This is a genomic window from Pseudoalteromonas sp. 1181_04, from assembly GCF_052850545.1.
On record NZ_VXCS01000023.1, the window covers coordinates 32,369 to 58,618 of the forward strand.

19 protein-coding genes are annotated in these 26,250 nt (G+C 41.4%); 14 read left to right on the top strand and 5 right to left on the bottom strand.

Translation table 11 applies throughout. The features are described from left to right. Positions 1-164: 164 nt before the first annotated feature. The 3 genes from FW757_RS17900 (at position 165) to FW757_RS17910 (ending at position 3,679) form a co-directional block, all read left to right on the top strand. Positions 165-794, top strand: coding sequence for a methylamine utilization protein (locus tag FW757_RS17900; protein ID WP_182719100.1), 630 nt, complete (start codon positions 165-167; stop codon positions 792-794). Next, entirely contained in the window at positions 787-2,010 is a 1,224-nt protein-coding gene (locus tag FW757_RS17905; protein ID WP_182719107.1) for a hypothetical protein, read from the top strand. Before FW757_RS17900 ends, FW757_RS17905 begins: the two co-directional genes overlap by 8 nt. A gap of 67 nt (positions 2,011-2,077) precedes the next feature. Further along, complete coding sequence (locus FW757_RS17910) at positions 2,078-3,679, top strand: methyl-accepting chemotaxis protein (RefSeq protein ID WP_182719101.1); 1,602 nt, start codon at positions 2,078-2,080, stop codon at positions 3,677-3,679. A gap of 276 nt (positions 3,680-3,955) precedes the next feature. Here FW757_RS17910 and speE read toward each other — a convergent pair whose 3' ends face one another. Beyond that, entirely contained in the window at positions 3,956-4,819 is an 864-nt protein-coding gene (gene speE, locus FW757_RS17915) for a polyamine aminopropyltransferase (protein WP_446441533.1), read from the bottom strand. 203 nt (positions 4,820-5,022) lie between these two features. On the opposite strand from speE, the gene speA reads away from it, so the two are divergent. The 3 genes from speA to FW757_RS17930 all read left to right on the top strand — a co-directional run bounded on the left by speA (position 5,023) and on the right by FW757_RS17930 (position 9,246). Further along, complete coding sequence (speA, locus tag FW757_RS17920; RefSeq protein WP_145241988.1) at positions 5,023-6,900, top strand: biosynthetic arginine decarboxylase; 1,878 nt, start codon at positions 5,023-5,025, stop codon at positions 6,898-6,900. Between the two features lie 64 nt (positions 6,901-6,964). Next, positions 6,965-7,831, top strand: coding sequence for an acyltransferase (locus tag FW757_RS17925; protein ID WP_446441534.1), 867 nt, complete (start codon positions 6,965-6,967; stop codon positions 7,829-7,831). Positions 7,832-7,986: 155 nt separating this feature from the next. Then, a complete protein-coding gene (locus tag FW757_RS17930) occupies positions 7,987-9,246 on the top strand; it encodes a mechanosensitive ion channel family protein (protein ID WP_145241985.1) in 1,260 nt (419 codons plus the stop codon). Here the strand turns inward: FW757_RS17930 and chrA are convergent. Continuing rightward, positions 9,209-10,357: a chromate efflux transporter gene (gene chrA / locus FW757_RS17935; RefSeq protein ID WP_182719104.1), complete on the bottom strand. Its 1,149-nt coding sequence runs from the start codon at positions 10,355-10,357 to the stop codon at positions 9,209-9,211. The genes FW757_RS17930 and chrA overlap by 38 nt on opposite strands. A gap of 122 nt (positions 10,358-10,479) precedes the next feature. Here chrA and FW757_RS17940 point away from each other — a divergent pair, with 122 nt between their 5' ends. Continuing rightward, positions 10,480-11,274, top strand: coding sequence for a substrate-binding periplasmic protein (locus tag FW757_RS17940; protein WP_182830562.1), 795 nt, complete (start codon positions 10,480-10,482; stop codon positions 11,272-11,274). 77 nt (positions 11,275-11,351) lie between these two features. Beyond that, complete coding sequence (locus FW757_RS17945) at positions 11,352-11,984, top strand: OmpA family protein (RefSeq protein ID WP_149983073.1); 633 nt, start codon at positions 11,352-11,354, stop codon at positions 11,982-11,984. 75 nt (positions 11,985-12,059) lie between these two features. Here the strand turns inward: FW757_RS17945 and FW757_RS17950 are convergent, their stop codons facing one another. Beyond that, positions 12,060-13,841, bottom strand: a complete 1,782-nt coding sequence (locus FW757_RS17950) for an ABC transporter transmembrane domain-containing protein (protein WP_182735715.1) — start codon at positions 13,839-13,841, stop codon at positions 12,060-12,062. Between the two features lie 78 nt (positions 13,842-13,919). Here FW757_RS17950 and FW757_RS17955 point away from each other — a divergent pair, with 78 nt between their 5' ends. The 5 genes from FW757_RS17955 to FW757_RS17975 all read left to right on the top strand — a co-directional run bounded on the left by FW757_RS17955 (position 13,920) and on the right by FW757_RS17975 (position 22,686). Beyond that, on the top strand, positions 13,920-14,318 hold the full coding sequence (locus FW757_RS17955; RefSeq protein ID WP_145241975.1) for a DUF3224 domain-containing protein: 399 nt from the start codon (positions 13,920-13,922) through the stop codon (positions 14,316-14,318). 11 nt (positions 14,319-14,329) lie between these two features. After that, positions 14,330-14,518 carry a hypothetical protein gene (locus FW757_RS17960; protein ID WP_182768042.1) on the top strand — a complete coding sequence of 63 codons (189 nt, stop codon included), beginning with the start codon at positions 14,330-14,332 and terminating at the stop codon, positions 14,516-14,518. A gap of 9 nt (positions 14,519-14,527) precedes the next feature. Beyond that, positions 14,528-15,145, top strand: a complete 618-nt coding sequence (locus tag FW757_RS17965; RefSeq protein WP_182768041.1) for a LysE family translocator — start codon at positions 14,528-14,530, stop codon at positions 15,143-15,145. Between the two features lie 302 nt (positions 15,146-15,447). Further along, the gene (locus FW757_RS17970) at positions 15,448-18,354 is read left to right on the top strand and encodes a TonB-dependent receptor (protein ID WP_446441535.1); all 2,907 of its coding nucleotides are present in this window, start codon (positions 15,448-15,450) and stop codon (positions 18,352-18,354) included. A 21-nt stretch (positions 18,355-18,375) separates the two neighbouring features. Next, positions 18,376-22,686, top strand: coding sequence for an alpha-1,6-glucosidase domain-containing protein (locus FW757_RS17975; protein ID WP_446441536.1), 4,311 nt, complete (start codon positions 18,376-18,378; stop codon positions 22,684-22,686). Between the two features lie 127 nt (positions 22,687-22,813). Here FW757_RS17975 and FW757_RS17980 read toward each other — a convergent pair whose 3' ends face one another. Further along, positions 22,814-24,139, bottom strand: coding sequence for a basic amino acid/polyamine antiporter (locus tag FW757_RS17980; RefSeq protein WP_446441537.1), 1,326 nt, complete (start codon positions 24,137-24,139; stop codon positions 22,814-22,816). Positions 24,140-24,164: 25 nt separating this feature from the next. Continuing rightward, positions 24,165-25,088: a homocysteine S-methyltransferase family protein gene (locus tag FW757_RS17985; protein WP_446441538.1), complete on the bottom strand. Its 924-nt coding sequence runs from the start codon at positions 25,086-25,088 to the stop codon at positions 24,165-24,167. Between the two features lie 215 nt (positions 25,089-25,303). Between FW757_RS17985 and FW757_RS17990 the strand changes: the two genes are divergently transcribed. Then, positions 25,304-25,849, top strand: coding sequence for a PH domain-containing protein (locus FW757_RS17990; RefSeq protein WP_446441539.1), 546 nt, complete (start codon positions 25,304-25,306; stop codon positions 25,847-25,849). Positions 25,850-26,250 lie beyond the last annotated feature (401 nt).

Consider the following 26,250-nt stretch of genomic DNA (forward strand, 5'->3'; position numbering starts at 1 on the left):
GCAAGGGCCTAGATTACGAGATGACTGCATACGTATTCAGCTCATTAGTTAGCTTAGGTTAAATATTGAAAAATAATTAACGAGATATTTTTAACAGAATATAATTAACAAAAGATTAATCTAATTGGTTTATAATGAATGAAGTTAAATAAGAAGATATTAAAATGTTAAAGCAGACCTTCATTCTTTCATTGTGTTTAATGGTTTTTAATAGTTACGCTGGTATTATCACCATTAATGATCAACAGCAAAAACCGCTCGCTAATGCCGTCGTCTGGTTAACGCCTGCGGATAAAAGTGTTGAATTCCCCGCGCCAACTACACCCTTTATAATGACTCAAAAAGACCGGCAGTTTATTCCCCATGTGTTGGTGGTACCGCAAAATGCTCAAGTTGAGTTTCCAAATGCAGATTCAATCATGCACCACGTGTATTCGTTTTCCAAAGCTAAATCGTTTGAGCTAAAGCTATACCGAGAGCAACCACAGGATCCGATCAGTTTTGAGCAAACGGGCGTAGTTGAATTAGGCTGTAATATTCATGATTGGATGTTGGGGTATATTGTGGTGGTTGATAGTCCGTATTACGCAATGACCAATGATAAAGGACAAATTGAGCTGGCGCTTGAGGCCGGAGATTTTACACTCAATATTTGGCACTCCGAATTTAGTGACATCAGCAAAACTGAAAGCAAAGCCATTGCACTAACTAGTGCGCCGGTTGTTTATCAAATAAAACAGGCGATTATTTCTCGTGTTGCGGTGGGTGTTGATGAATTTGACGACTATGAATAAAGCTTGCTTTTACCTAGGTGTAGTGGGGCTAACATTAACGTGCAATGCTTTTGCACAAGTAAAGGGCTTAGTGCAACTAAGTGCAGTTCAGGGTGATCAATACGTAAGTTGGCAACAAGGTAGCGTAGGGCTATACCGATACGATAGTGACAATGATGGCATTGTGCTTTCTCAGGGAGTCGTTGATTTTAGGACTGATTTAACCACCGCTTGGTCAGCACATGGGGTTATTAATGCTTATCAAGATCCGCAGCCGACTTTAGGTTTTAGCCAAGCATATTTGCAATATAAGCCGCTAACAGCGAGTAACTATAAATGGCATCTGCGGGTAGGTGGTTTTTACCCGTTATTATCATTAGAAAATCCAGATATGGGCTGGCTTTCACCATATAATTACACTAACTCAGCAATAAATTCATGGATAGGTGAAGAGGTACGTACCGTTGGGGTTGAGGCCACTATCAAGCGGCCAGGGCGCAGCTTTAACAGTACCCATAGCTTTGCATTGGTTGGCGCTACATTTAAAGGTAATGATCCTGCAGGCACATTATTAGCTTGGCGTGGCTTTGCAGTGCATGACCGCCAAACGACCTTTAATGAAAGTATTGCGTTTGCGCCAATCGCTTCATTTAATAGCACCGAACTTCAGTATCAGGCAAATCAGGTCTTGCCCTTTGAGGAGGTTGATGGGCGCTTTGGTTATTATGCAGGAATTCACTGGGATTATTTAAAAAAATCACAATTTCGTTTTTATTATTACGATAATAATGGCGACCCTGCAGCACTAAATAGAAGTACTGGGCAATATGCATGGGATACTCGTTTTAGCAGCGTCGCGTGGCTATATAAATTTACTGCGAATACGCGCTTAATTGCGCAAATGATGTCGGGCACTACCGCTATGGGTGCTAAACGCGGTGTAAATAATAGCTTCTATAGTCACTTTATATTAGTAAGTCATAAAATGGCCAAGCATCGTATTTCAATGCGTTATGATTATTTTGAGGTAACCGATCATGACGACTGGCAATTTGATCCTAATGCCAGTGAAGGTGAAGGTATAACCGCGACCTGGCGCTATCAATTAACGCCGCAGTGGCAACTAGGGATTGAGGGCTCAGCATTACATAGCCAAGCAGATAATCGCATGGCGATGAATAATCCCAAAAACCTATCACAGCAACAAATTAGCTTAAATGTTCAGTGGCGCTTTTAATGGTAATTCAGATAGTTTGAACTATATTAAGTTGTGGCTGATGTTGTATTTTATGCAAAGGTGAAAAATGAACTTACAGAGTATTCGAATCAAGAGCTCGCTGCCAATTGTGTTACTTGGGATTGCGATAATAGTACTGATAGCAGGCTATACCCACTTAATTAACTTACAAAAAGATGCATTAGAAGCGCAATCTGAGCGATTTCTAAATGCTATTTCAGTAGTGGTTAATGGTGACCGTGATCTCTATCAAGCCAAAGTAGCTGAATTGCACTTAGTAACCAATAAGATAGGTAATGCCGAAGAGTTGCAAGATCATCAAGAAAACGCACAGCAAGTGACCGATCGTTTTAATCAATATTTACATTTTTTATCAGCCTACCCGCAAGTAACGGCGCAGTTTACTGGCTTTGATAGTGCCTTTAAAAAATGGTTATCAGCATCAAACGCGTATATCAATGACCCACAAAACAAGCAAAAAAATCAGCAGGCCAATACTGAGTTTGCAGCGCTGCGCGATATTTTAGATAAAGCAGGTGAACAAGCTGAGTTGACGTCTAAACAAGAAAAACAAAAGCTGCTAGAGAAGATAACCACAACGAAACTGTTTTTACTGACTATGGTGGTGGTGCTGTTAGCCATTTCAGCTTGGTTCAGTTATATGATCCCACGTCAGTTAACGAAGCAAATGCATTACGTGACTGCGAGAATTAATGATATTGCCTCTGGTGATGGTAATTTAACAGAGCGTATTGTGGTAAAAAGCCAAGATGAATTTGCCGAGCTGGCAACGGCATTTAATCGCTTTTTAGATAATTTGCAGCAATTGATCCGTGATATTTTAGGCCAATCTAATGAGCTTAACCATTTAGGAACTGATTTAAGCCAGTTCGCAAATCAAAATAATCAGATCACTCAAAAACTCAGCCAAGCATCTGAATCAATTGTCAGTGCGGTTCATCAAATGAGTGTTGCTAGTCGCGAAGTAGCTAATGTGGCGCAGCAGTCATCAAAAGAAGCCGATAACTCACAGCACCTGGCTAAGCAAGGTTTAACGGCTGTGGCTAATTCGAGTGATAAAATAGTCGCGCTATCTGAAAATATGGAACATGCCAGTAACAAATCAACCGAACTGCAACAAAGCTCTGATAATATAGCTAAAGTGCTAGAGGTGATCCGCGCGATTGCGGAGCAAACTAATTTACTTGCGCTTAATGCTGCTATCGAAGCGGCGCGAGCTGGCGAACAAGGGCGGGGGTTTGCGGTGGTTGCCGATGAAGTACGCACCTTGGCAACGCGCACTCAAGAAAGTACCAACGATATTCAAAAAATGGTTGAGCAGTTTGCCAATAGTGTCGAGCAGTCTTTAACGGCAATTAATGGTGGCAAACGCTTTGCAGATGAAGCCGTAGCCTCGTTTACGCAAACCAATGATGTGCTTAATGCGATGCAAGAGTCATCAGTAAAAGTGAATGATATGGCTATGCAAACAGCCCAAGCTACCGATGAGCAAACCGCAGTAGCGGAAGAAATAAGTCATAATTTATCGTCATTGAACGAGCAAACCATGCAAGGTGGCGAGCTGGCACGTTCAACCGAAGAAGTCGCGGTAAGAATGAATCAATTAACCGATGAATTAAACCGCCTATTGCAGCGCTTTAAAGTTTAATTGTTTGCTGTAGGCAATAAAAAAGGGTTCGATAGAACCCTTTTTTGCGTTGTTAGTATCTAATACCAATCGACTTAAATATTTAACCATTCTAGCGCGCTAAATAAAGCGCTAACTGCGTTAGTAATTTTTCATGTACGACTGCATGGATGCAAGAGGTAGAGCAATGCAGGAGCAATTGCCGAGAACAACTACATGTCAAAATCTCTGCCTTGTTACCACTGTATTTTTCTGTCGCTATAAATGGTCAGTAACTTAAAACGATTGGTATAACGTTTACTTTTTTCCGAAAGCGCGCTTCATAAAGTTTGGTGTTGCTAATGCGCCATGGTGAATACCATTATTGTAATACTCTGTAGTTTGCGCAAGCTCTGCTGCTGCGTCTTCTCTAAAACCAGCGAATGCTTCATCTTTACGAGCAAGTGTTACTGACCATAAGCCACTTGGGTAAATAGGTTGTGGGAATGGCAGTGTTTGTAAGTCGTTAAAGCCTACATCAGTCATCGCATCGCGCATTTCAACCAGTAATGGCATATGCATAAGCGGTGATTCACTTTGTTGTACCATAATGCCGCCAGGGCGTAGTGCATTTAAACAGCTCGTGTAAAAGGCATGGTTAAACAAACCTTCACCTGGACCGACTGGATCAGTGCCATCAACAATCACGATATCGATTGATTCTGCTGCAGCTTCACGCATGTATTTAATACCGTCGTCAAACATTACTGTAGCGCGAGGATCTTGGTTTGCTTCACATAACTCAGGGAAGTATTTAAGTGACATTTGCGTCACTACTTCATCGATATCGATTTGTGTAACAGACTCAACGCCCGGGTGCTTGAGTACCTCACGTAAAGTGCCGCAGTCACCACCACCAATAATAACTACATTTTTTGGGTTTGGGTGTGCAAGTAGTGCAGGGTGGCTGATCATTTCATGGTAAAAAAAGTTTTCACGGCTAGTTACCATAGTACAACCGTCAATAATCATTAGATTACCGAAGTCTGTTGTCTCGTACATTTCGACTTTTTGAAAAGGCGATTGCTGTTCTTCTAGCTTTTTGTTGATGCGCATAGAAAACGCACTGCCGTCACGTTCACTGATTTCTGTAAACCATTTACTTTGATCTAAATTTGCCATGTCGCTAGTTACACTTTTGAGTTGAGTATGAAAAAGGGGCAATTCTGCCAGTGCTTGGCGTTTTGCTCAATGAAATTTTATCAGTATAGCGAATATATTTTATCTTAGCTTTGGCTTAAAGGTCATTTTTTGTTAGCGTAGAGAGTTATGACGTACTAAAATGCGTGATTCCGCGAAACTTGTTAACTATAGAAGAATTTGCCATGACTTGGGGTTTAGATACAGCACGCTCTACATATAACGTTGCTCATTGGAGCGATGGTTACTTTGATATTAATAGCCAAGGTGAGCTGGTTGCTTTCCCAGATGGCGATCAAACGAAAGCCGCTATTTCATTAACCGAGTTAACGGAACAATTTAAAAAGCAGGGTTTAACGTTACCAGTATTAGTACGCTTTACCGATATCTTGCAAAATCGTGTAGATACTATGACCAGCGCATTTAGTAGCGCGCGCAATGCCCGTGCCTACCAAGGTCAATATACTTGCGTATATCCGATCAAAGTAAATCAGCAGCGTTCAGTAGTAAGTAAGTTATTGGCGCACCCGAGCGGCTTAGTCGGTTTAGAAGCCGGTTCAAAACCTGAGTTAATGGCGATTTTAGGTGTGGCAAAACAACCGATCACTATTGTTTGTAATGGATACAAAGACAGTGAGTTTTTACGTTTAGCATGTATTGGCCAAGCGATGGGCCATAAAGTTAAAATCGTAGTTGAAAAGCTATCTGAGTTAACAACGTTATTAGCCGAGATTGAAGATCTAGGCATCGAGCCTGCCATTGGTATTCGCATCCGTTTAAACTCAGTGGGTAAAGGGAAGTGGCAAAATACCGGTGGCGAAAAAGGTAAATTTGGCTTAACAGCTGGGCAAGTATTAACGGCCGTTGAAGTACTCAAAAAACACAATAAGTTGCATTTAATGCAAATGGTGCATTTTCATATAGGCTCACAAATTGCCAATATTCGCGATATTCATCGTGCTTTACGTGAATGTTCACGCCACTTTGCAGAATTAAGCCAGCTAGGTGTGCCATTAAATACCGTTGATGTAGGTGGTGGTTTAGGCGTTGATTACGAAGGTTCTGGCTCGCGCAGTGCCTGTTCAATGAACTACACAGTAGAGGAATATGCTCGTAATGTGGTGAATGCGTTTGCTGAAGTGTGCGAACAGCATGACTTAGCGCATCCGGCTATTATTACTGAATCAGGCCGTGCGTTAACTGCTCACCACGCAGTGTTGATCACCGATGTGATTGATGTTGAGCAAGCACCAAATCACAGCAACCCTAGTGCACCTGAGCCAAATAGTGCGTTAGTGTTAGATGAAATGTGGCAATGTTTACAGCGTTTAAACCCGCGTATGGCATTAGAAATTTATCATGATGCAATGCACTTATTTAGTGAAGCGCACGACCAATACGTACATGGTTTAGTAAGTATGTTGGAGTGGGCGAAAATAGAGCAGCTGTATTTTACTATTTTGCATCGCGTGCGAGCGTCATTAAGCAATGCGCGTGCTCACCGTGAAGTACTGGATGATTTAAACGAAAAATTAGCCGACAAATTATTTGTGAATTTTTCATTGTTTCAGTCATTGCCTGATGTCTGGGGGATCCAGCAATTATTCCCGGTAATGCCGATTGAAAACCTTGATAAGCCGTTAACGCAACGCGCTATCATTCAAGATATTACCTGTGACTCAGATGGGCAAATTCGTGAATATGTTGAGGGAGCAGGGATCGAAACAAGCTTACCTATTCCACAATATGTACCTGGGCAACAATACCACATTGCGATGTTTATGGTGGGAGCTTACCAGGAGATTTTAGGTGATCTACATAACTTATTTGGTGATACTGATTCAGTCCATGTAGAGCTCACCGAACAAGGTTATCAACTAACCAATGCGATCAAGGGTGATAGCGTTAAGGATGTATTAAAGTTTGTTGATTATGATAGCGATATTTTCTCGGATAACTTTGCTACCACAGTACAGCAACTCGACATTAGTGACTCTATTAAGCAGCAGTATTTAGCTGAGCTAAATGCGGGCCTTGAAGGGTATACATATTTTGAAGATTAATTGCGATACTCTTGTATTGCATTCTAAATTGCCGAACAGTTTTAATGAAAGGAATTAAGTAGTAATGTCTTGGATCCGTTGTGTTTTTAGTATTTTCTTTTACACCATAAATACACTAATTTGGTTTGTTCCCATTTTTATTTGTGGCCTAATTAAACTTATCCCTATCAAACCGTTACAAAAGTTAATGAGTTGGACAGCTAAGCAATGCGCCTCTATTTGGGTTACGTTTAATACGTTAAATCAAAAGTTATTAACACCAACCAAGCTAAGTGTTACCGGCCTTGAAGAGCTCAAACTAAAAGACTGGTACTTAGTGATTGCCAATCATCAGAGCTGGGTGGACATTTTAGTTTTACAGCGTGTGTTTAATCGTAAAATTCCATTTTTAAACTTCTTTTTGAAAAAAGAATTGATATACGTTCCTGTTCTGGGGCTATGTTGGTGGGCGCTCGACTTCCCTTTTATGACTCGTACCAGCAAAAGCCAATTAAAAAAGAATCCTAAATTACGTGGTAAAGATTTAGAAACAACCCGTAAAGCCTGTGAAAAGTTCAAAGAAATGCCGGTGAGTGTGGTTAACTTCGTTGAAGGTACTCGCTTTACAGCGCAAAAACATTCGCGTCAAAATAGCCCGTTTCCTCATTTACTCAAACCTAAAGCGGGTGGGGTGGCGTTTGTGATGCAAGCTATGGGTGAGCAAATCTCTAAAGTGGTAAATGTCACTATTCAGTATCCTGAGGGCATTCCTACCTTTATGGATTTTGCCAGTGGACGAGTAAAACAAATTAATATTCATGTAGAAGTGATGCCGGTAAGCCAAGAGTTGATAGGTGATTACACGGGAGATTCTGAATTTAGAGTACGTTTTCAATCAGAATTAAATCGCTTATGGCAAGAGAAAGAACAACAGCTTAGCGAGTTTGAGTAAAAACTTAAGTCATAGTCGCAAATGCTAATAGGTAACGGCCCAAATCAGTACTGTTAAGCTTGTATTGGTTTTGGGTTTGTTACAGTGTTAAGCAACAATCAATATAGCTAAAATGACTGTTATTGAGCCTCCCGCAGCAAGGAATTAGAATTATCATGACGACTCCAACTCATTTACAGCAATTTGTGCAGCCTTGGTTTCAGGGTATGCCTGACACAGTATTATTCAGTTCTCTTACAGCCACTGCAATTGGAGTGTTCTCGCTGTTAGTAGTGTATTTATTTACCCGCCGTTTAATGCTACCAGGTATTCAAAAGGTGGTGACTAAACTTTCTCCTGAGCGAATTGGGCTATTGGCGCCTATGCTGACAAAACTTAATCGTCGTTTTGCCGGGATGTTGTGCTGTGTATTATTCTTAGCAACATTTGATAGTGTTTATCCAGTTACTGAATTTGCTGCTGAAGTGCTGAAGACGATTGGCCAAACTTTATTAATTATTCATGTTGGCTTTATCATCAGCAGCATAGTAAGTATTGCAGGTGGCATTTATAACCAACTAGAGTTTGCTCGCGAAGTGCCGATTCAAGGGCTGATCCAAGTAGTAAAACTTATTACCTTTATGATTTGTGTGATTTTGATTGTCAGTATCGTACTGGAAAAATCGCCAACCTATATTCTTTCAGGCTTCGGGGCAATTGCAGCGGTGACCTTGTTAGTATTCAAAGACACTATATTAGGCTTTGTAGCCAGCATTCAAATTGCAGCAAATCGTTTAGTAACCTATGGTGATTGGATCCAAGTAGATAACTATGGTGCTGACGGCGAAGTAATTGACCTTGGGTTAAATACCGTAAAAGTACGAAACTGGGATAACACTATCACCACTATCCCCACTTATATGCTGGTGGCCGGCTCATTTAAAAACTGGCGTGGTATGCAAGAATCTGGAGGTCGTCGGATCAAGCGCTCACTCAATATAGATATGAATAGCATTCGTTTAGCTGATGACGAGCTGACTAAAACGATTTCTCAAACTATCGCGTTAAAAGAATATATTAAGATGAATACCTTACCTGATCCGGTATCAAATTTAGGGTTATTTCGTCGTTATGCTGAAGGATATTTAAAGCAGCACAGTAAAATAAACACGTCACTGACATTAATGGTGCGGGAGTTACAACCGTTAAATCATGGCTTACCGATAGAGTTTTATTGTTTTAGTGAAGATAAGCGCTGGATATCGTACGAGCATCTGCAAGCAGAGATCATGGATCATCTACTTGCGGTATTACCTATTTTTGACCTACGCGCTTATCAAAGTGTCTCGGGGCAATTTAGTCCTGCAGCAATCACCCCAACCGCTATTAAACCTACCATTAAAGTGGCAAATAATACTGAAGTAGGCCAAGGCTAACAAATACGATTAATAGCCACCAAATAGGTGGCTTTGCTAACCTTAGCCATGCAAAAGCTGCAACAACAATCACAATATGCCAAATGTTGTGAACTGCGGATGTCCAAATTGGTGAATACAATGCAGCCGCTAAAAAACCCACCACAGCGGCATTAAGCGCGGCAATACAGCTGGCAAAGCGGGGGCGTTCGGATAATTGCAGCCAGCTTTTTTGAAATGCTAACATTAATAAAAAACCAGGAGTAAAAATCAGTAAGGTTGCAATCACCGCACCAACAAGCGGCTGCTCGCTATTAAGCTCTGCGCCTAAATAACTAGCAATGGTGAACATTGGCCCAGGCACCGCTTGTGCGCTGGCGTAAGCTGATAAAAATTGCTCAGTGTTTAAACTTGGTAAGCCAGCTTGAAGTATCGGCAATACCACATGACCGCCGCCAAAAACCATAGCCCCAGCTTGATAAAAGGGTGCAAAATCTGCAAATTGAGAACCTAGTGGGACAAAGCTCACTAGCAATAATAGTGCAAATAGAATGAATGCAGGCCAGTTAACTGTGCGCTGCTTAGTTGCTGTTTGATTACTTTGAGCTAGATTAAGCAATGGCCATATTGCGCCAATAGCAGCGGCTGCTAATAGAACCAATATTTGACTGCTCAGGCTCGGTAATAAGATCAGCACTAAGGTACTTAACATAGCAAGCGCTTTGAGTACCCAGCTAGTACAAAAGCTTTTTGCCATACTCAGCGTAGCATCGGCCACAATTACTACGGCAAATAGTTTTAAACCGGCAACTATTGCAAAGTAAATAGCATCAAATTGGTGGGCGCTAATCGCTAATAAAGCCATGATCAAAAAGGAAGGTAAGGTAAAGCCAACAAAAGCAGCAATACCGCCTAATACGCCTGCTCGCTCCACACCAATGGCAAAACCCACTTGGCTAGACCCAGGTCCAGGCAGAGCCTGACTAAGACTGATTAGTTGTGCATAACGTTGAGCATTGAGCCATTGCAAGTTATCAACAAAATGACGTTTAAAATAACCTAAATGTGCAGCTGGCCCGCCAAAGCTCATGCAACCAAGTAAAAAAAACTGCTTAAAAATAGCTAGTAACATGAATTCTCTCGTTTCTTATTGCCGTAACAGCTTAGTATGACAAAATTTCGTGACAATTTTATGGTTTTTAATCTTTGTACCTGTCTACAATGTAAAAAAGGCTTTGTTAAAGTTAAGTAGTTATGCGATTTATTGTTTATATTTTTATAATTTTTGCCTTTATAAACTATGCCTATGCTGCAAATGAACCTAATGCGGCTGTGCAAAAAATATCGTTAGCCGTGGATCATGCACCACCGTATAGCCAAATTAATCAAAATGGTGAAGTATCAGGCGCGATTGTTGATATTTTTCGGGAGATGAAAAAGCAACTTCCTTTTAAGTTAGAGCTGGTTGGTTGCCCATTTTCACGCTGTGTAAGAATGTTAGAGCAAGGCGAAGTTAATGCGATGGGAGGTTTGATCCTCACACCTATGCGTCAGCAAGTAATGCAATTTGTAACCCCACCTTATATGGTTTTAACCTCGTCATTTGTATTTTATGCACGCGAAGATAGCCAATTACAAATCAACAACTATGACGATTTATATGGTAAAAAAATTGCGATTATGCGAGGTGCCGTACATTTTAAACGTTTTGATGAAGACGATGAACTGACTAAAATAGCTGTTTTAACAGAAAGCACAGCTATTAACCTATTATTGAAAGGGCGTGCAGATTTAGTTATTGCCGTTGAAGATACCGCGGATCATGCTATGAGTGTGCTGAATCAGCCAGCCAATAAACTGGTTAAAATGCAGTATCGTTTTAATGATACAATCTATGGTTATCTCGCTTTAAGTAAACAGTTTTCAGTAACCCCATTAGCGCAGCAGGTTGATGCGCTAATGAAAACAATGGCTGCCACTGGTCAGCTAAATACATTAATTGCTCCCTATGAACTTCCTCCTCTTAACGAGCAAGCGCTGAGCTTTTAACATCTTCTTCATATTTCGTTCATTACAATGTTTGCATACTAGCTGTTAATGAAAGAATTAATAACCAAGGAAATACCATGACTTTAACCAAACCATTACTAACAGCGACTATTGTTGGATTATTATTAACGGGTTGTGAGACCACCAACACAGGAATGGGAGCTGGTATTGGTGCAGCTACAGGCGCAGTACTTGGTAAGGCAACCGGAGATCATGATGATAAACGTATCTTCATTGGTGCCGCTATTGGCGCGCTAGCCGGCGCTGCGGTTGGTGACTATATGGATAAACAAGAAGCGGCTTTTCGTGATGAGTTAGCCGGCTCCGGTGTTGAAGTTGTGCGTGAAGGCGATAACTTACGTTTAGTGATGCCAGCTAATATAACTTTTGCCACCGATCAATCGTATATTTCATCTGGCTTTCATAACACCCTTGATGCTATTGCTAAAGTGATGAATAAGTACGAAAAAACTTATTTAAGTATTGAAGGCCATACCGATAGCACAGGTAAAGATAGCTACAACATGACGTTATCGCAACAGCGTGCGCAGAGTGTGAAAGGTTACTTAGTGAATCAGCAAATTCTAGCTGGGCGTATTAGTACACGTGGTTACGGCGAAACTCGCCCAATTGCCAGCAATGACAGCGCCAACGGCCGCGCGCAAAACCGCCGCGTGGAAGTTCAAATTGTACCAAATACTAAAGGTTAATGTTTTATCTCAATCATTTGCTACCTAAGCAAATGATTGAGATTATTTACCGCTTACCGCTTACCGCTTACCGCTTCAATCCCTATTAAACTGCAGCTCACATAATTTTTGATAAAGTGGATTACTCGCTAGCAATTGTTGATGAGTACCTGTTGCGATTATCTCTCCGTGCTCCATTACCACTATCATATCAGCATGTTTTACTGTGGCGAGGCGGTGGGCAATGATAAGCGTAGTACGGTTTTGCATTAAATGTTCAAGCGCAGCTTGTACATGATGCTCACTTTGCGCATCTAAAGCGCTGGTTGCTTCATCGAGTAACAGTATTTCTGGGTCTTTTAATATCGCTCTTGCTAATACAATTCGTTGTTTTTGGCCGCCTGATAAGCGCACCCCTTGCTCGCCTAAAAAGCTCTCGTAGCCGTTAGGTAATTGTGCAATAAATTCATCCGCGTGAGCATGTTTAGCTGCAGCATATACTTGTTCGTCGCTTGCATCAGGGTTGCCATAACGAATGTTATGCATCACATCAGAGCTAAATAAAATCGGGTTTTGTGCCACCATGCCCATGCTGTTTCTGAGCGTATTAAGGGATAGATCTTTGATATTAATATTATGAAACTTAATGTCGCCACCGGCAGGGTCATAAAAGCGTTGTAGTAATTCAAATAACGTGGTTTTACCAGCACCTGACGGACCAACGATTGCTACTGTTTGGCCTTGTTCAATCGTTAATGAAATAGTTTTTAAGGCGCTCACATCAGGACGCGATGGATAATTAAAGGTTACTTTATCAAGACTAATGGCTGGAGCGTTAGAGTTGTTATGTAATAACTGATCTTGTGGTGCTGTAGGGTTCGTGATCTCACTTTTAACCGCGAGCAGTTCAAGTAACCGCGCGGCAGCGCCCGCTGCACGTTGTAGCTCGCCATATACTTCAGCAACGGTTGCTACCGACATCGCTACCATAATGGCGTAAAACACAAATGCACCTAACTCACCGCCAGTCATTGTGCCTGCCAGTACATCACTACCACCTATCCACAGCATCACGCTAATTGCGCTAAAGGTCAAAAATATTACTGCAGCAATTAAAAATGAGCGCTGTTTAATACGGCTTTTCGCAACGTTAAAGGCTTTTTCGGTCTCTAGTGCAAAAGCGTGTTGTTCGCGTTGTTCGTGGCTATAGCTTTGCACTACTTTAATATTTTGAATTATTTCTCCCGCATAAGTGCTGATATCGGCAATCGCATCTTGGCTGGAGCTGGCAAGTTTGCGTACTTTTTTACCAAAAATCATCATGGGTACTAACACCAGCGGCACACAGGCAACTACAACTAAAGTGAGTTTTAAGTTAGTAAATAACAACATGGCTAAACCACCGACTAGCATCAGAGCGCTGCGCAGTGCCATTGAAAATGACGAGCCAATGATTGATTGCAACAAAGTGGTGTCGGTTGTTAAGCGCGACATTAATTCGCCACTGCGGTTTTCTTCAAAGTAACTCGGGTGCAGGGTGACTATGCGATCAAATACCGCTTTACGAATATCATTACTGACGCGCTCACCAATCCATGACATTAAATAAAAACGGCTGAATGTTCCTATGGCTAATAAGCTGATCAAGCCAATTAGCACGATTATAGCTTGTTTTAATTGTTCTTGAGAGCCCGCAATAAAGCCGTGATCAATAACAAATTTAACTCCTTGGCCCAATGATAAATTAACCCCGGCAGTAACAAGTAATGCTGCAAGAGCTGCAAAAACCACCCATTTATACGGCTTAATAAACTGAAAAATAGGAATTAAACTACTAAAAGCAGCTTTGTCTTTTTGCTCGGTTTTACTATTGCTCATAGTGGATTCTTTTAGATGAATAGGGTATAGATATGGTTACTTAAATCATAATTTCAATAACTAACTAAGGGACTAACCATGACAACTGAAAAAGTAACGGGCGAATTTAACGTTAAACTCAATCCTATTGAAGGTTATGCAAAGGGCATTGATGGCGTAAACCTGGGTCGTATGTCGATTGATAAAACGTTTACAGGTGAGCTTGATGCAACCAGCACTGGCGAAATGCTCAGTGCCATGACCGCAACTCAAGGCAGTGCCGGTTATGTGGCAATTGAACAAGTAGTTGGCACACTTGCAGGTCTTCAAGGCAGCTTTGTGCTGCAACATTTTGGCACTATGGATAAAGGCCAAGATTCATTAATTTTAAACGTGGTGCCAGATTCTGGTAGTAATGAACTTGCAGGCCTTAGCGGAAAAATGGCAATTCGCATCGAAGCCGGTATACACATTTATGATTTTGAGTATCAATTATAAGCGATACAGCCATGCAGAAAATAATTGAGTTTAAAAAGCAGCGTGGCTTTTTTAGAGGCGGTATTGATATTGACGCACTTAATGAGCGAATTTATCAATTAAACCAAGATGGCTGGAAAGTAATAAATGTTAGCGCCTCTACAGGATTATACGGCCAAGTTTATTCATACATCTTACTTATTGAAAATGAAGAACTATAAGGAATATAAATGACGTTATCACTGTGGCTAAGCTTAGTCGCCATTTGTATGATGGGTGCAATGTCTCCTGGGCCAAGTTTGGCTGTGGTGTTAAAACATAGCATTCATGGCAGTATGAAGAATGGCATGTTGGCAGCGCTGAGCCATGGTGTTGGCGTCGGTTTTTATGCTGCAGCATCGTTACTTGGCCTCGGTGCACTAATGTTGCAATTTCCTACTGTGTATCAAGTGTTAGTTTACTTAGGTGCAGCGTACTTGGCATATTTAGGGGTTAAAATCTTATTAGCCAAACCAAGTAATAGTGAGTTAAAAGTGGCTCAGCAAAGTGGCAGCGCAAAACAAGCCTTGCAAGACGGCTTTGCTATTGCGTTTCTAAATCCTAAATTAGCGGTATTCTTTTTAGCCCTGTTTTCACAGTTTATAGATCCTGCCAATCTCAGTTTTAAGATCGGTTTGATTATGTGCTTAACGGTTTTTACTATTGATACTGGCTGGTATCTGATTGTTGCAGCATTGACAGAGCTTTCAAAGAAGCGCTTTGCTTTTACTAAATCATCCCCATGGTTTGATAAAATATTAGCGGTGATTTTTATTGGTCTAGCAATAAGGGTGGTGCTAATGGTGTAGTTTATTAAATTTTACCAATCCTTACTATTTATCTTAAAGTTGCTCTTAGCAATTTCTAATTCACCTGTGTAATAGTGGCTTATGACTGAGTTATTCCGTTAGTCAGTCGATTTATTTTACGTTATCTACATGATCGCAGCACTTCTAAACTAAGTTCCTCACCTTGCTAGCTATTGCCCTTACTGCTGCATACGTATTCATCACACTTATTTTACTTTTTAGTTACACTTTATTGGTTTTATTTTATCCACAATTTCAAAACAAACAGCACACAATTATAAAATCAATAGGGTAGAAAGCTCATGGGGAAATTCAAACTAAGTGCGTTAATGCTCGCAATGTTTGCAGCCAGCAGTGTATTAGCTGCGGTTGAAAGTGACGCGCAAAGTACCGTAAAAAAACCACAACTAGAAGAAGATCTTGAAGTCATTGAAGTGCGTGGCTTTAGTCGTAGTTTAATCCAATCACTTAATCAAAAACGCTTTACTGATACGGTATCTGAGCAGTTATCGGCGGATGACTTAGGTGCTTTGCCTGATGTATCTATGGCTGATGCGCTCACTCGGTTACCGGGGATCTCAGCGGTACGAACCGGCGGGCAAGCGGCAGAAATCAACATTCGCGGTATGTCCGGTGGATTTGTATTTTCAACTTTAAATGGCCGTGAACAGGTATCAACTAGTGGCAGCCGTAGTATTGAGTTTGACCAATATCCGTCTGAATTGATCAGCTCAGCAGCCGTGTATAAATCACCAAAATCATCGCTTATCGAAGGTGGTGTTGCAGGTACGGTAGAACTGCAAACAGCTAGCCCGCTTGATAATGATCAGCAACATAAGTTTGTGGTTAACGCCAGAGGTATGTACAACGACCGAGCGTCAGAGGTGAACGATGCCACTGAGTTTGGCGACCGCATTAGTTTTTCCTATCAAGGTAAATATCTTGACGATACTTTAGGTGTCGCACTTGGTTATGCTCGGTTATTTCAACCCAGCGTAGCAACACAGTTTATTGGCCTTGCCTATAACGATAATAAAGACGTTGATGGTGTTGCAAATGATACTAATGGCCCCGAACTTAAACCTGAAAATGAGTATATCAGCGAAGGTTTTGAGCTTCAGCATTTAGGTGGAGAAGAAACTCGTAACGGTTATATGGCGGCGATTGAATGGGCACCGGTGGATAATTTTAAATTAAAAGGGGACGTGTTTTTATCACGCTTTGATACTGAGTCATTTGCCCGTGGGTTACGAGTGAAATTAGGTGGCCCAACGGCCACTTATACAAACGCTCAGCTAGAGGGAAATTCAGTAGTTGGTGCCTCTGTTAATCGTACTTCAAAAGGCTACACTCGCGTTGAAATTGTGAATGATGATAACCAAGACTTTGATGAAGTAGATAGCTACGGTGTTAACGCCGATTGGCAAGTGACAGAACGTTTAAACGTTAATGTTGATGTGTCGCTGTCACGGGCTAAAAGTAACTTTCGCAATGGCTTATTGTGGGCGTTGGTTGCCGAAGACGCCTCAGCCGAAGAACCTGTGTTAGATAAAAACGTATCAATAAACTACCAACTTAATGGTTTAAATTTACCTGATGTAGGCTTTAATCAAGCGGCTGCATTTAGCGATATCGACCGAGTAATGGTTAGTAAATACGGTATTTACCCTTATCAAAATGAAGATGAAGTAAGCGCTTATCGCCTTGATTTTAAATACGAGCTGAATAACAGCTGGTTTAGCTCTGTTGAATTTGGCGCGCGTTATTCAGATCGCGAATACAGCAATAACCGCTCAGTGTTTGAATACGGTAATGATGGTGATTTTTCAGTGAGTGAGCCGCCACTGCGTTTAACCAATGACATGGTAAATGTTGTTGACTGGGAAGGTGACTTTAGTTATTTCCCATCATATTTGGCGATTGATTTAGACAAAGCGCTTAATGCTTGGTTTCCTGAAGGCGCACCAGAGCCAGTTAAAACTTGGGGTAATGCAGATGGCGTTGTCGATCTTGATGGTGATAAAATACCTGATACACAAGGCTATACCACTAACTACTCATGGACCATGTTACAAAGTGGCTCAGTATATGAGGAAGTGCTTTCAGCCTACGTCATGCTTAATATTAATACTGAAATTGGTACTATGCCGGTACTGGGTAATATTGGTATTCGCCGTGTTGATACCGACCAATCGGCCACTATTTTAGAAAATGTTAATGGTGATTTATCACTCGGTGCACAAAACATTACCGACAGTATCGGCATCATAAATCAAAATTATTTACCTAATGTACTTGGCACAACTTATACCGATTATCTGCCATCCCTTAATTTAAACTTTCAGCTAACGGATAACACGCAATTACGCTTTGCGGCGGCTAAAGTAATGTCGCGTCCACCGATTAATCGCCTAGCGGGGGACGCCAGTGCGCAGGCTGATAAAACCAGCGGCAAAATTAACGGCTCAAGTACCAATAATCCATTCTTAAAACCATTTTATGCCGACCAATACGATATCTCTTACGAGCATTATTTTGATGAGTCAGATGGTGCGCTAGTGATCGCAGGTTTTTATAAAAACATCGATTCGTTTATCGATACCATCGCCATTGAAGGGTTTGACTTTAAAGGTAATGGTTTTAACGTCCCTGACTATATAGAAAATCCAGTCAGTGGTGAGCAAGTTGCCACAACTAACGGCACTTACACAACGGCGGTAAATAACGCCAATGGCGGTTATATTCGCGGTATTGAACTTGCCTACACGCAAGTATTTTCGTTTTTACCCGCCCCTTTTGATGGCCTTGGGTTTAACGGTAGCTATTCATACACCGAGAGCGAAGTTGAATCTATCACCAGCTTAGGTGGTGAAACGGTTACACAAGGTTTACCTGGTTTGTCTAAAAACGTGTTAAACGGCACTTTATTTTACAGCTTAGATAATTTTGAAACCCGCCTTAATGTGCGTTACCGCTCAGACTTTGTTTCAGAGCAAGTGGCGATCAATGAGCAAGTGGTTAATTTTGATGCCGAGACCGTGGTCGATTTTCAAACCTCTTATCAATTTACAGACTCATTTGGCATGTTGCTACAGGTTAATAATCTTACTGATGAACCAACCCAAAGTTACTTTGGCAATGAAAACATCACCGGTACTACCCAGTACTTTGGTCGTCAGGTTTATTTAGGTTTTACCTATAGCCACTAATAGCAAATTGGAGCATAAATAATGAATAAAATAACTAAATTGACTCATTTGCTATTAGCAGTGAGCTTAACACTACTGTTTGGCTGTGGAGGCTCAGGCAGTAGCGATGTAAAAGCAGGCCAAGCCTTATTGACTTGTGATGTACCGCAAGTCCCTAATGCAGCAGGCACTCAATGTGTTGCTCCTGAGCCTATCTCTTGTGACGCACCGCTGTTTCCAGATGCAAATAATGAAAGCTGTACCAGTGGCTATAACCCCGACTTACCAGACCCAGTGGTATTCGCCGGGGAAAATGAAGCCGTATTATTTTATAAACGTGATAAGAATGAAGGGTACGAAGGCTATCGTTTACACTCTTGGAATACCGACGGCTGTGATGCTTACGCGCCGCCGTTTGATGCCACCGATTGGGCTAATGGCCATGAATATAATGGTGTCGATCCAAACTATGGAGCTTATTGGATTGTCGCGCTAAAAGACGGTTATACCGAGTGCGCTAATTTTATTATTCATATTGGCACAGAAGGTTCAGGTAAAGCCCATGGTGATGTGGATTTAACCATGCCACTGATGCAGGACGACGAGCGTTTTGTACGTATGAACTTTACCTTTGATGGTGAGCCAACAGTATTTGAATACCCAGTAGAAGCGCTTGGCGAACGCCCGGTTGCAATTGACGGTGCATCAGCACACTGGATTGATTTAAATACTGTGCTGTATAAGCCAAGCAATGAGCTTACGCAGATTATTAAGCTGCATTCATCAGCTGCTGCCGATTTGGTTGTTGATGTTGATACTGGCTTAAATGGTGAAACCGTTGAATTAATGGCAACGAGTTTAACCGATGCACAAGCAGCGAAAGTACCGCACTTAACAGATTGGACTGCCTATCAAGGTAATTGGGATGCCGCTACTGCAAAACAACTTATAAAACAACAGCTCGTTGTAGCGGGCTACGATGCAGAAGGCAAGCTACTTGAAGCAAGTTTTGTGCAAACCGCCAAAGCCCTTGATGCACTTTACACCCAAGGTGAAAACGACGCAAATGAAGCCATGCTAGGCGTGCATTATAATAACAATGCAATTGATGTTTCAGTATGGGCACCAACCGCTAGCAATATGATGCTTAATGTATTTGACGCCGATAAAGCACAAGTACATAGCACTGCCATGACGTTAGACAGCAATACAGGTATTTGGTCAGTGAGTTTAGACAGCAAATACGACCGTCATTATTACCGCTATGCGTTTGATGTTTACCACCCTACTACTCAAGCGATTGAAAGTTTATGGAGTACCGATCCTTACTCACTGAATGTATCAAGCAATGGCCTGTATTCGCAGTTGATCAACTTAAATGATGACGATACCAAACCACAAGGCTGGGATGAGCGCAGTGTACCAACAATTACCAACCCGGAAGATGCCATTATCTATGAAGGTCATGTACGTGATTTTAGTATTCGCGATACGTCAGTAAGCGCAGCAAACCAAGGTAAATATTTAGCATTTACTGAGCTTGAAAGCATCCCTATGCAGCACCTTAAGCAACTAGCTGACAAAGGTTTAACGCATTTTCACTTACTCCCTGTAACAGACATTGGCACCATTGAAGAAGATGCGGATAAGCGCGTTGAAATCATTGACACCCTAGGTAAGTTATGTGAGCGAATAGACGATGCCGCCGATGCTTGTAAAATCGAAAATAAAAACAGCATCATTGCTAATTTAATGCAAAGCTACTTTCCGGGTTCTGATGATGCTCAAGCACTTGCCAGCGCGATGCGTGATTTAGACGGTTTTAACTGGGGTTACGACCCGCATCACTTTATTGCCCCAGAAGGTTCGTATGCATCAAGCAGTGAAGGGGTTGCCCGGGTTAAAGAGACACGCGCCATGGTACAGTCACTTCAAGAGATCGGCCTTCGCGTGGTTCTTGATGTGGTATACAACCACACAACCTCATCAGGCATTTGGGAAAAGTCAGTGTTTGATAAACTCGTACCGGGTTATTACCACAGATACAGCGAAGTAACGGGCGATATCGAGCGTTCAACCTGTTGTGAAAACACCGCGACTGAACATGTAATGATGGATAAATTTGTTAGCGATTCACTAGTCATACTTGCTCGCGACTTTGGCTACGATAGCTTTCGCTTTGATGTTATGGGGCACATGCCTAAATCATCAATTTTAGCAGCGCGTGAAGCGGTGCAAGCTGTTGACCCTGACAACTACTTTTATGGCGAAGGCTGGGATTTTGGTGAAGTCGCTAATAACCGATTGTTCACTCAAGCTAAGCAAGCTGATATGGCAGGCTCTGAAGTTGGCACATTCAATGACCGCATCCGTGAAGCTGTGCGCGGTGGGGCTATGTTTAGCAATAACCCGACCGATGGTAATTTAGCAGACCAAGATACTCTGCGTTTATCACTGGCGGGTAATTTACAAAACTATATCCTGAAAGACTTTAAAGGTAATTCGGCAAAAGGTAATAGCTTTAGCTGGAATACTCAGCCGACGGCTTATGCTTTAGACCCTGCTGACAGCATTAACTACGTATCAAAGCACGATAACGAAACCTTATGGGATCAACTGCAATATAAACATGCAACAAGTATGAGTATTGAGCAACGAGTGCGTGCGCATAATATGGCATTAGCAATTCCATTAGTAAGCCAAGGTATCCCGTTTATGCAACTTGGGGCTGATTTACTACGCTCAAAATCAATGGATCGTGATAGCTACAATGCAGGGGATTGGTTTAATGCGGTAGATTTAACGAAAGAAAATAATAATTGGAATATTGGTTTACCTAATACTGAGAAAAACCAACAGAAATGGCCTGAAATCATTAAGGTCTCAGGTAATCCACAAGCTGCTGCACAGCCGCAAGATATCGCTTACGCAGGGGATGTGTTCCAAGAGTTTTTAGCTATTCGTAGTAGCAGCCCATTATTTAGATTAACCACAGAGCAAGATGTTATTGACCGTGTAGGTTTTCACAATGTTGGTAAAAACCAGCAACATGGTTTGATTGTAATGAGCATTGATGACGGTCAAGGTTTTGCAGATTTAGATAACCAAGTTGACGCGCTCGTAGTAGTAATTAATGCAACTGAGCAAGCGCTTTCACATACAGTACCAACCGCTGCTGGGTTTGAATTACATCCAATACTTAAAAACAGCACCGATAGCAGTATGTTTGGAGTGAGTTTTACTGCCAGTGAAACCGACGGTACATTTACAGTCCCAGCTTATACAATCGCGGTATTTGTAAAACCACAAGGCGAGAACCAAGGTGTAGGCTTAAGTGCGAATGCAACAGTGGGCGCGCCAGACGTAGTGCCTTTTGGCAGCACCACAGTATATGTGCGAGGTAGTTTAAATGATTGGGGCACAGCTGACAGCTTTGAGTATATGGGCAATGGTGAATACCGTATCGCTATTACTTTAACTGCGGGAGATTATGAATTTAAAATTGCCTCTGAAGATTGGTCGAGTGTGGATTTTGGCGCGCTGTCTGATGCTGATAAAGCAGTGTTGGAAAATCAAACCGAGCCTTTAATGCGCAGTGGCGCGAATATGACCTTTAATGCCGCAATTGATGCAACTTATGTATTCTCGTTTGATGCCAGCGATAAAGACAATCCAACGCTGAGAATTTATAACGAAGAACGATTCGTTGGCACGCCTGTATTTGTTCGTGGCAGCTTAAATGAATGGGGCACCAGTGATGAGTTAATCTATCAAGGTAAAGGCGTTTATACCTTTACTAAAATACTCAGTGTAGGCAGTTATGAATTTAAAATTGCTTCTGAAGATTGGGATACCGTTGATTATGGTTCCGGTGAAGCGGATGCAATCGTAACCGTTGCCGAAGATAAGTTATTAGCTGTTAAAGGCGCTAATATGACGATGGATGTTGCAACCGAGGGCGAATATCAGTTCATTTTTGATGCCAGTGATTTGAATGCACCCACGCTGAGTGTATTTAATGCGCAAATGTTTGCAGACACTCAAGTTTACTTACGTGGCAGCTTAAATGGCTGGGGTACCGACAACCCCCTAATCTATCAAGGGAATGCTATTTATAGTACATCACTTGATTTAGATGCCGGTGATTATGAGTTTAAAATAGCCTCTGAAGATTGGAACACTGTGGACTACGGCGGGGTAGGCGATGCACCAATAGTTAATATTAACGAGATAATGTTGCTTGAAGTGATAGGTGGCAATATAGCGCTGAGTATTACCGAATCAGGTAATTACACGTTTAAAGTGATTGGCCCAGATAAGGACAATATGAACCTACTTATTACTAAACAGTAGTGATTATATTTTCCTAGGCTTAAGCTGAGCATAACCCTGTATGCTCGGCTTTTTTAGTGCCTACTTATTTAAAATTGCATTAAAAGGCTTAACTTGAACTCGGGTGAATGTTTTTAATGCACTGATTTTAAAGATTTTTATTTAACTTAAATTGTTTACGGCTATACATAAATAGCATGATGCCAGGAATGTATAAAATAACAGATAGCAGCAGCGTGTTTAGCCCCGCAGCATATACTAGCCATAGTCCATAAATACTGGCACCAAAGCCCATCAGCTTAATAGCAACAGAAAGCTTTTTTGCAAAGGCTACTTTTACCATGTAAGCGGCCACTAAAAAGTAAGGCACTAATATCATGGACGTAGAAACAAGAACTAAAGTGTTATAGCTTTTACCGGTAAATAAAATAAGCACTAAGCAAAGTTGCACAGTTAGGCTGGTTAAGGTCAGTGATGCAATAGATGTCCCATTGCTATTTTGTTGCTTAAATATGTTAGGAAATGCGCCATATTTGGCTGCGCTGTTAGGTACTTCTGCAGCATAAATAATCCAACTTAAATAAGAGGCTAATACAGACACAATAAGTCCCGCGCTAATAATAACTTTACCACTGGTCCCTGTTATCATTGCCATAATACCTGCCATTGAAGGGTTACTAAGCTCAGTAATATTGGCCTGACTCATTAACCCAAATGCCAACATAGTGATGGCTATATATAAAATTAGCGCAGCAATCACGCCTATAAATGTGGCAAGGCCTATGTCTTTACGGTTTTTAGCTCGAGCGGAAAGGACTGCCGCACCTTCAATGCCAGTAAACACCCATAAAGTAATTAGCATAGTGTTTTTTACTTGTTCAATAAAATCAGTTTTCACGCTGACATTACTTTGATTTGCTTTAAATATTGCAGGGTCAAAGTACGCGTAAGCAAAGCCTATAAATAATAATAAGGGTATCACTTTAGCTATGGTGCCAAGTAGGTTTACAAAAGAGGCTTGCTTAATGCCTCTAACAATAATGAAATGCACAGCCCATAAAATAATAGATTCACCGATAAAGGCTGCAAAAGTATTACCATCGCCAAATAGAGTGCGTTCTGGGGTATCAATAAATGCACCTAAAGCAGCAAACGCCACAACTAAATAACCAACAACACCAATGGTGGCACACAGCCAATAGCCCCATGCAGATAAAAATCCAGCAAGCTCGCCAAAACCTTCTCGGGCATAAATATAAATACCGCCATCAAGTTCAGGTTTAGCGCGAGAGAGTTGCAAAAAACATCCAGCAAGTAGCAAAATACCAACACCAGTAATAAGCCAGCCAACTAACACTGCATTTACGCCCGCAACTTCAGCCATATTTTGTGGCAAACTAAATATACCCGCACCCACCATGGCGCTAAATACCAGCGCGGTTAGCGCTACTAATCCAATTTTATTTTCTTTCATTTGACTGCTTATACTGTGTTAATTACTAACCTTTTAAAGGCGCAAAGTGATGGTTTAATTGGGCTATATGCTCAGGTCCAATACCACAGCAACCTCCAATTAGGGTGGCGCCTTGTTTATGCCACTTTTTAGCCCACTCTAGATATGAAAGAGGGGTTAGATCTTCTCGTACTTCATCTAAACCTTCGTTAGCCGTAGCTTCTTTAGTTTGTGGTGCAAATGCATTCGCATACGCACCTATTTGTACGTGCTCTGCCTGCAGGTCTTTTAAAACATCTAAGGTTACGGTTAAAGCATGCTCAATAACCTCTGGTTGGCAGCAGTTAAATAAAATGCCCGTTACCTTTGCATTTAGCATGGCAGTTACTGCATCTTTTACAGATTCTCCTGAGCGCAGAGTTGCTTGATTACTTGGTTGTTCATCTTCAAGGGTAAAAGCAACCCATACCGGTTTTTGGTTGTTGCAGATCTGGTTAATTAACGTGTTTATATCTAGCGCTTCTTGAATAAGGCTTTGCGTTTCTATTAGCCATAAATCAGCATAAGGCGCTAAACCTTCGATTAAAGGCGTTGCGATACGACTAAGTTGATCTGCTTGGTATAAATCTGGACGATAAGAGCCAAACATAGGTGGTAAACTGGCTGCTATTTTAGTTCCTATATTATTTTGTATCACAGCGTCTTTTGCGGCTTGGCCAGCTGTTGCAGCAAGTGATTTGGCTGATTGTGCAAAGCGCTCTTCACCAATGTGAAAAGGTACTAACGCATAGCTATTTGTGGTAATAATATTGGCACCACTTTGAATAAAGCTATTGTGTGCTTGGGTTACTTTTTCAGGCGCCTCTATTATGGCAAGCGCAGACCACTCCGGCTGTTGAAAGGGAGCGCCAATGCGGGTGAGCTCTCGGCTCATGCCGCCATCAAGTAAAGTTAAGGTGTGAGTTGTCATTGCGCTTCCTCTGTATGAGATAATCTTGTTGTGGATGTTTAGACGTCTATAAATCCGATTGCGAGAATATAGAACACACGACCTGTTTAAACAACCCTTTGTGTTAATCTTTTAGGTTTATTGGCAATACTTCGTAATAGGGTAACAATTTAGCTAAATTGCATTCAACTCAGTGATCACGTAATTTAAATGTTTAATCAAATTAAGAGTAAGCTATGAGTACCCCTATTTTAAAAAGTGCTAAATTCGACTCTAAAGTAAAATCATACTGGGTAGTGCTTGGAGTTATCACTTGTGTATTGTGTTTGGTGGGAATTCCATTTATCCCATTCGTCGCTTTCATTATCTGGCTGGTGGCAGGGCGAATATTGGCAGCTATGTCAGCTAACTTATTAGAGCGAAAGCTAGTTGTTAAGCGCGGTGTATTTTTCAAAGAAGAAAAATCCATCCCACTTGAAAAAATAACTGACGTCGGGTTAAGCCAAGGTCCACTGATGCGCTTGTTTGGTTTGTACCGCTTGAGTTTTGAAACCGCAGGTCAGTCTGGTCATGGCGCATTAGTATCGTTACTTGGGGTAGTTGATGCCAGTGAGTTTCGCGAGGCAATCTTAACTCAAAAAGATAATCAAACCGCACAGCAGTCAACTACAAAATCGGCTGATCATGAACCACAAAGCCAAGTTGAGCTAATACGCGCACTTACTTACAGTGTGAAAAATATTGAACAAATGTTAGTGACAATGCTGGATGATAAAAAGTGAGAACAGCTTTATATTATACTGTGTTGTTTAGGTTGTTCTCCCCCCACATTACAGTGCCTCTTAACCTCTTTGTGAATAAATCACGTAAAGATTTTTTGTACAAAAACCGTGACTATTAAGCAAATAAGTCATTATTTTTTGGGTGTGATAACGTAAGGCCAATATCTGAACTTTTTCATTAACAGCAAGGGTCTTCTTTTGTTTTAACCCTCCCAAAGTGTCTTATGCTATTAGCTCAAATTATCTCTAAACCTCTTTCCTTGTACCTTTTACGGGTGTAATTTAAAGCGGTTTTATCTGAAAAGGATGCAGCTTTATTAGGGGGCAAAGTAGTTGATTTCTAATAGGACTCTAATTTTGTAGCATATATTTGTGCTACACAAACACATGGAGAGAAGTTA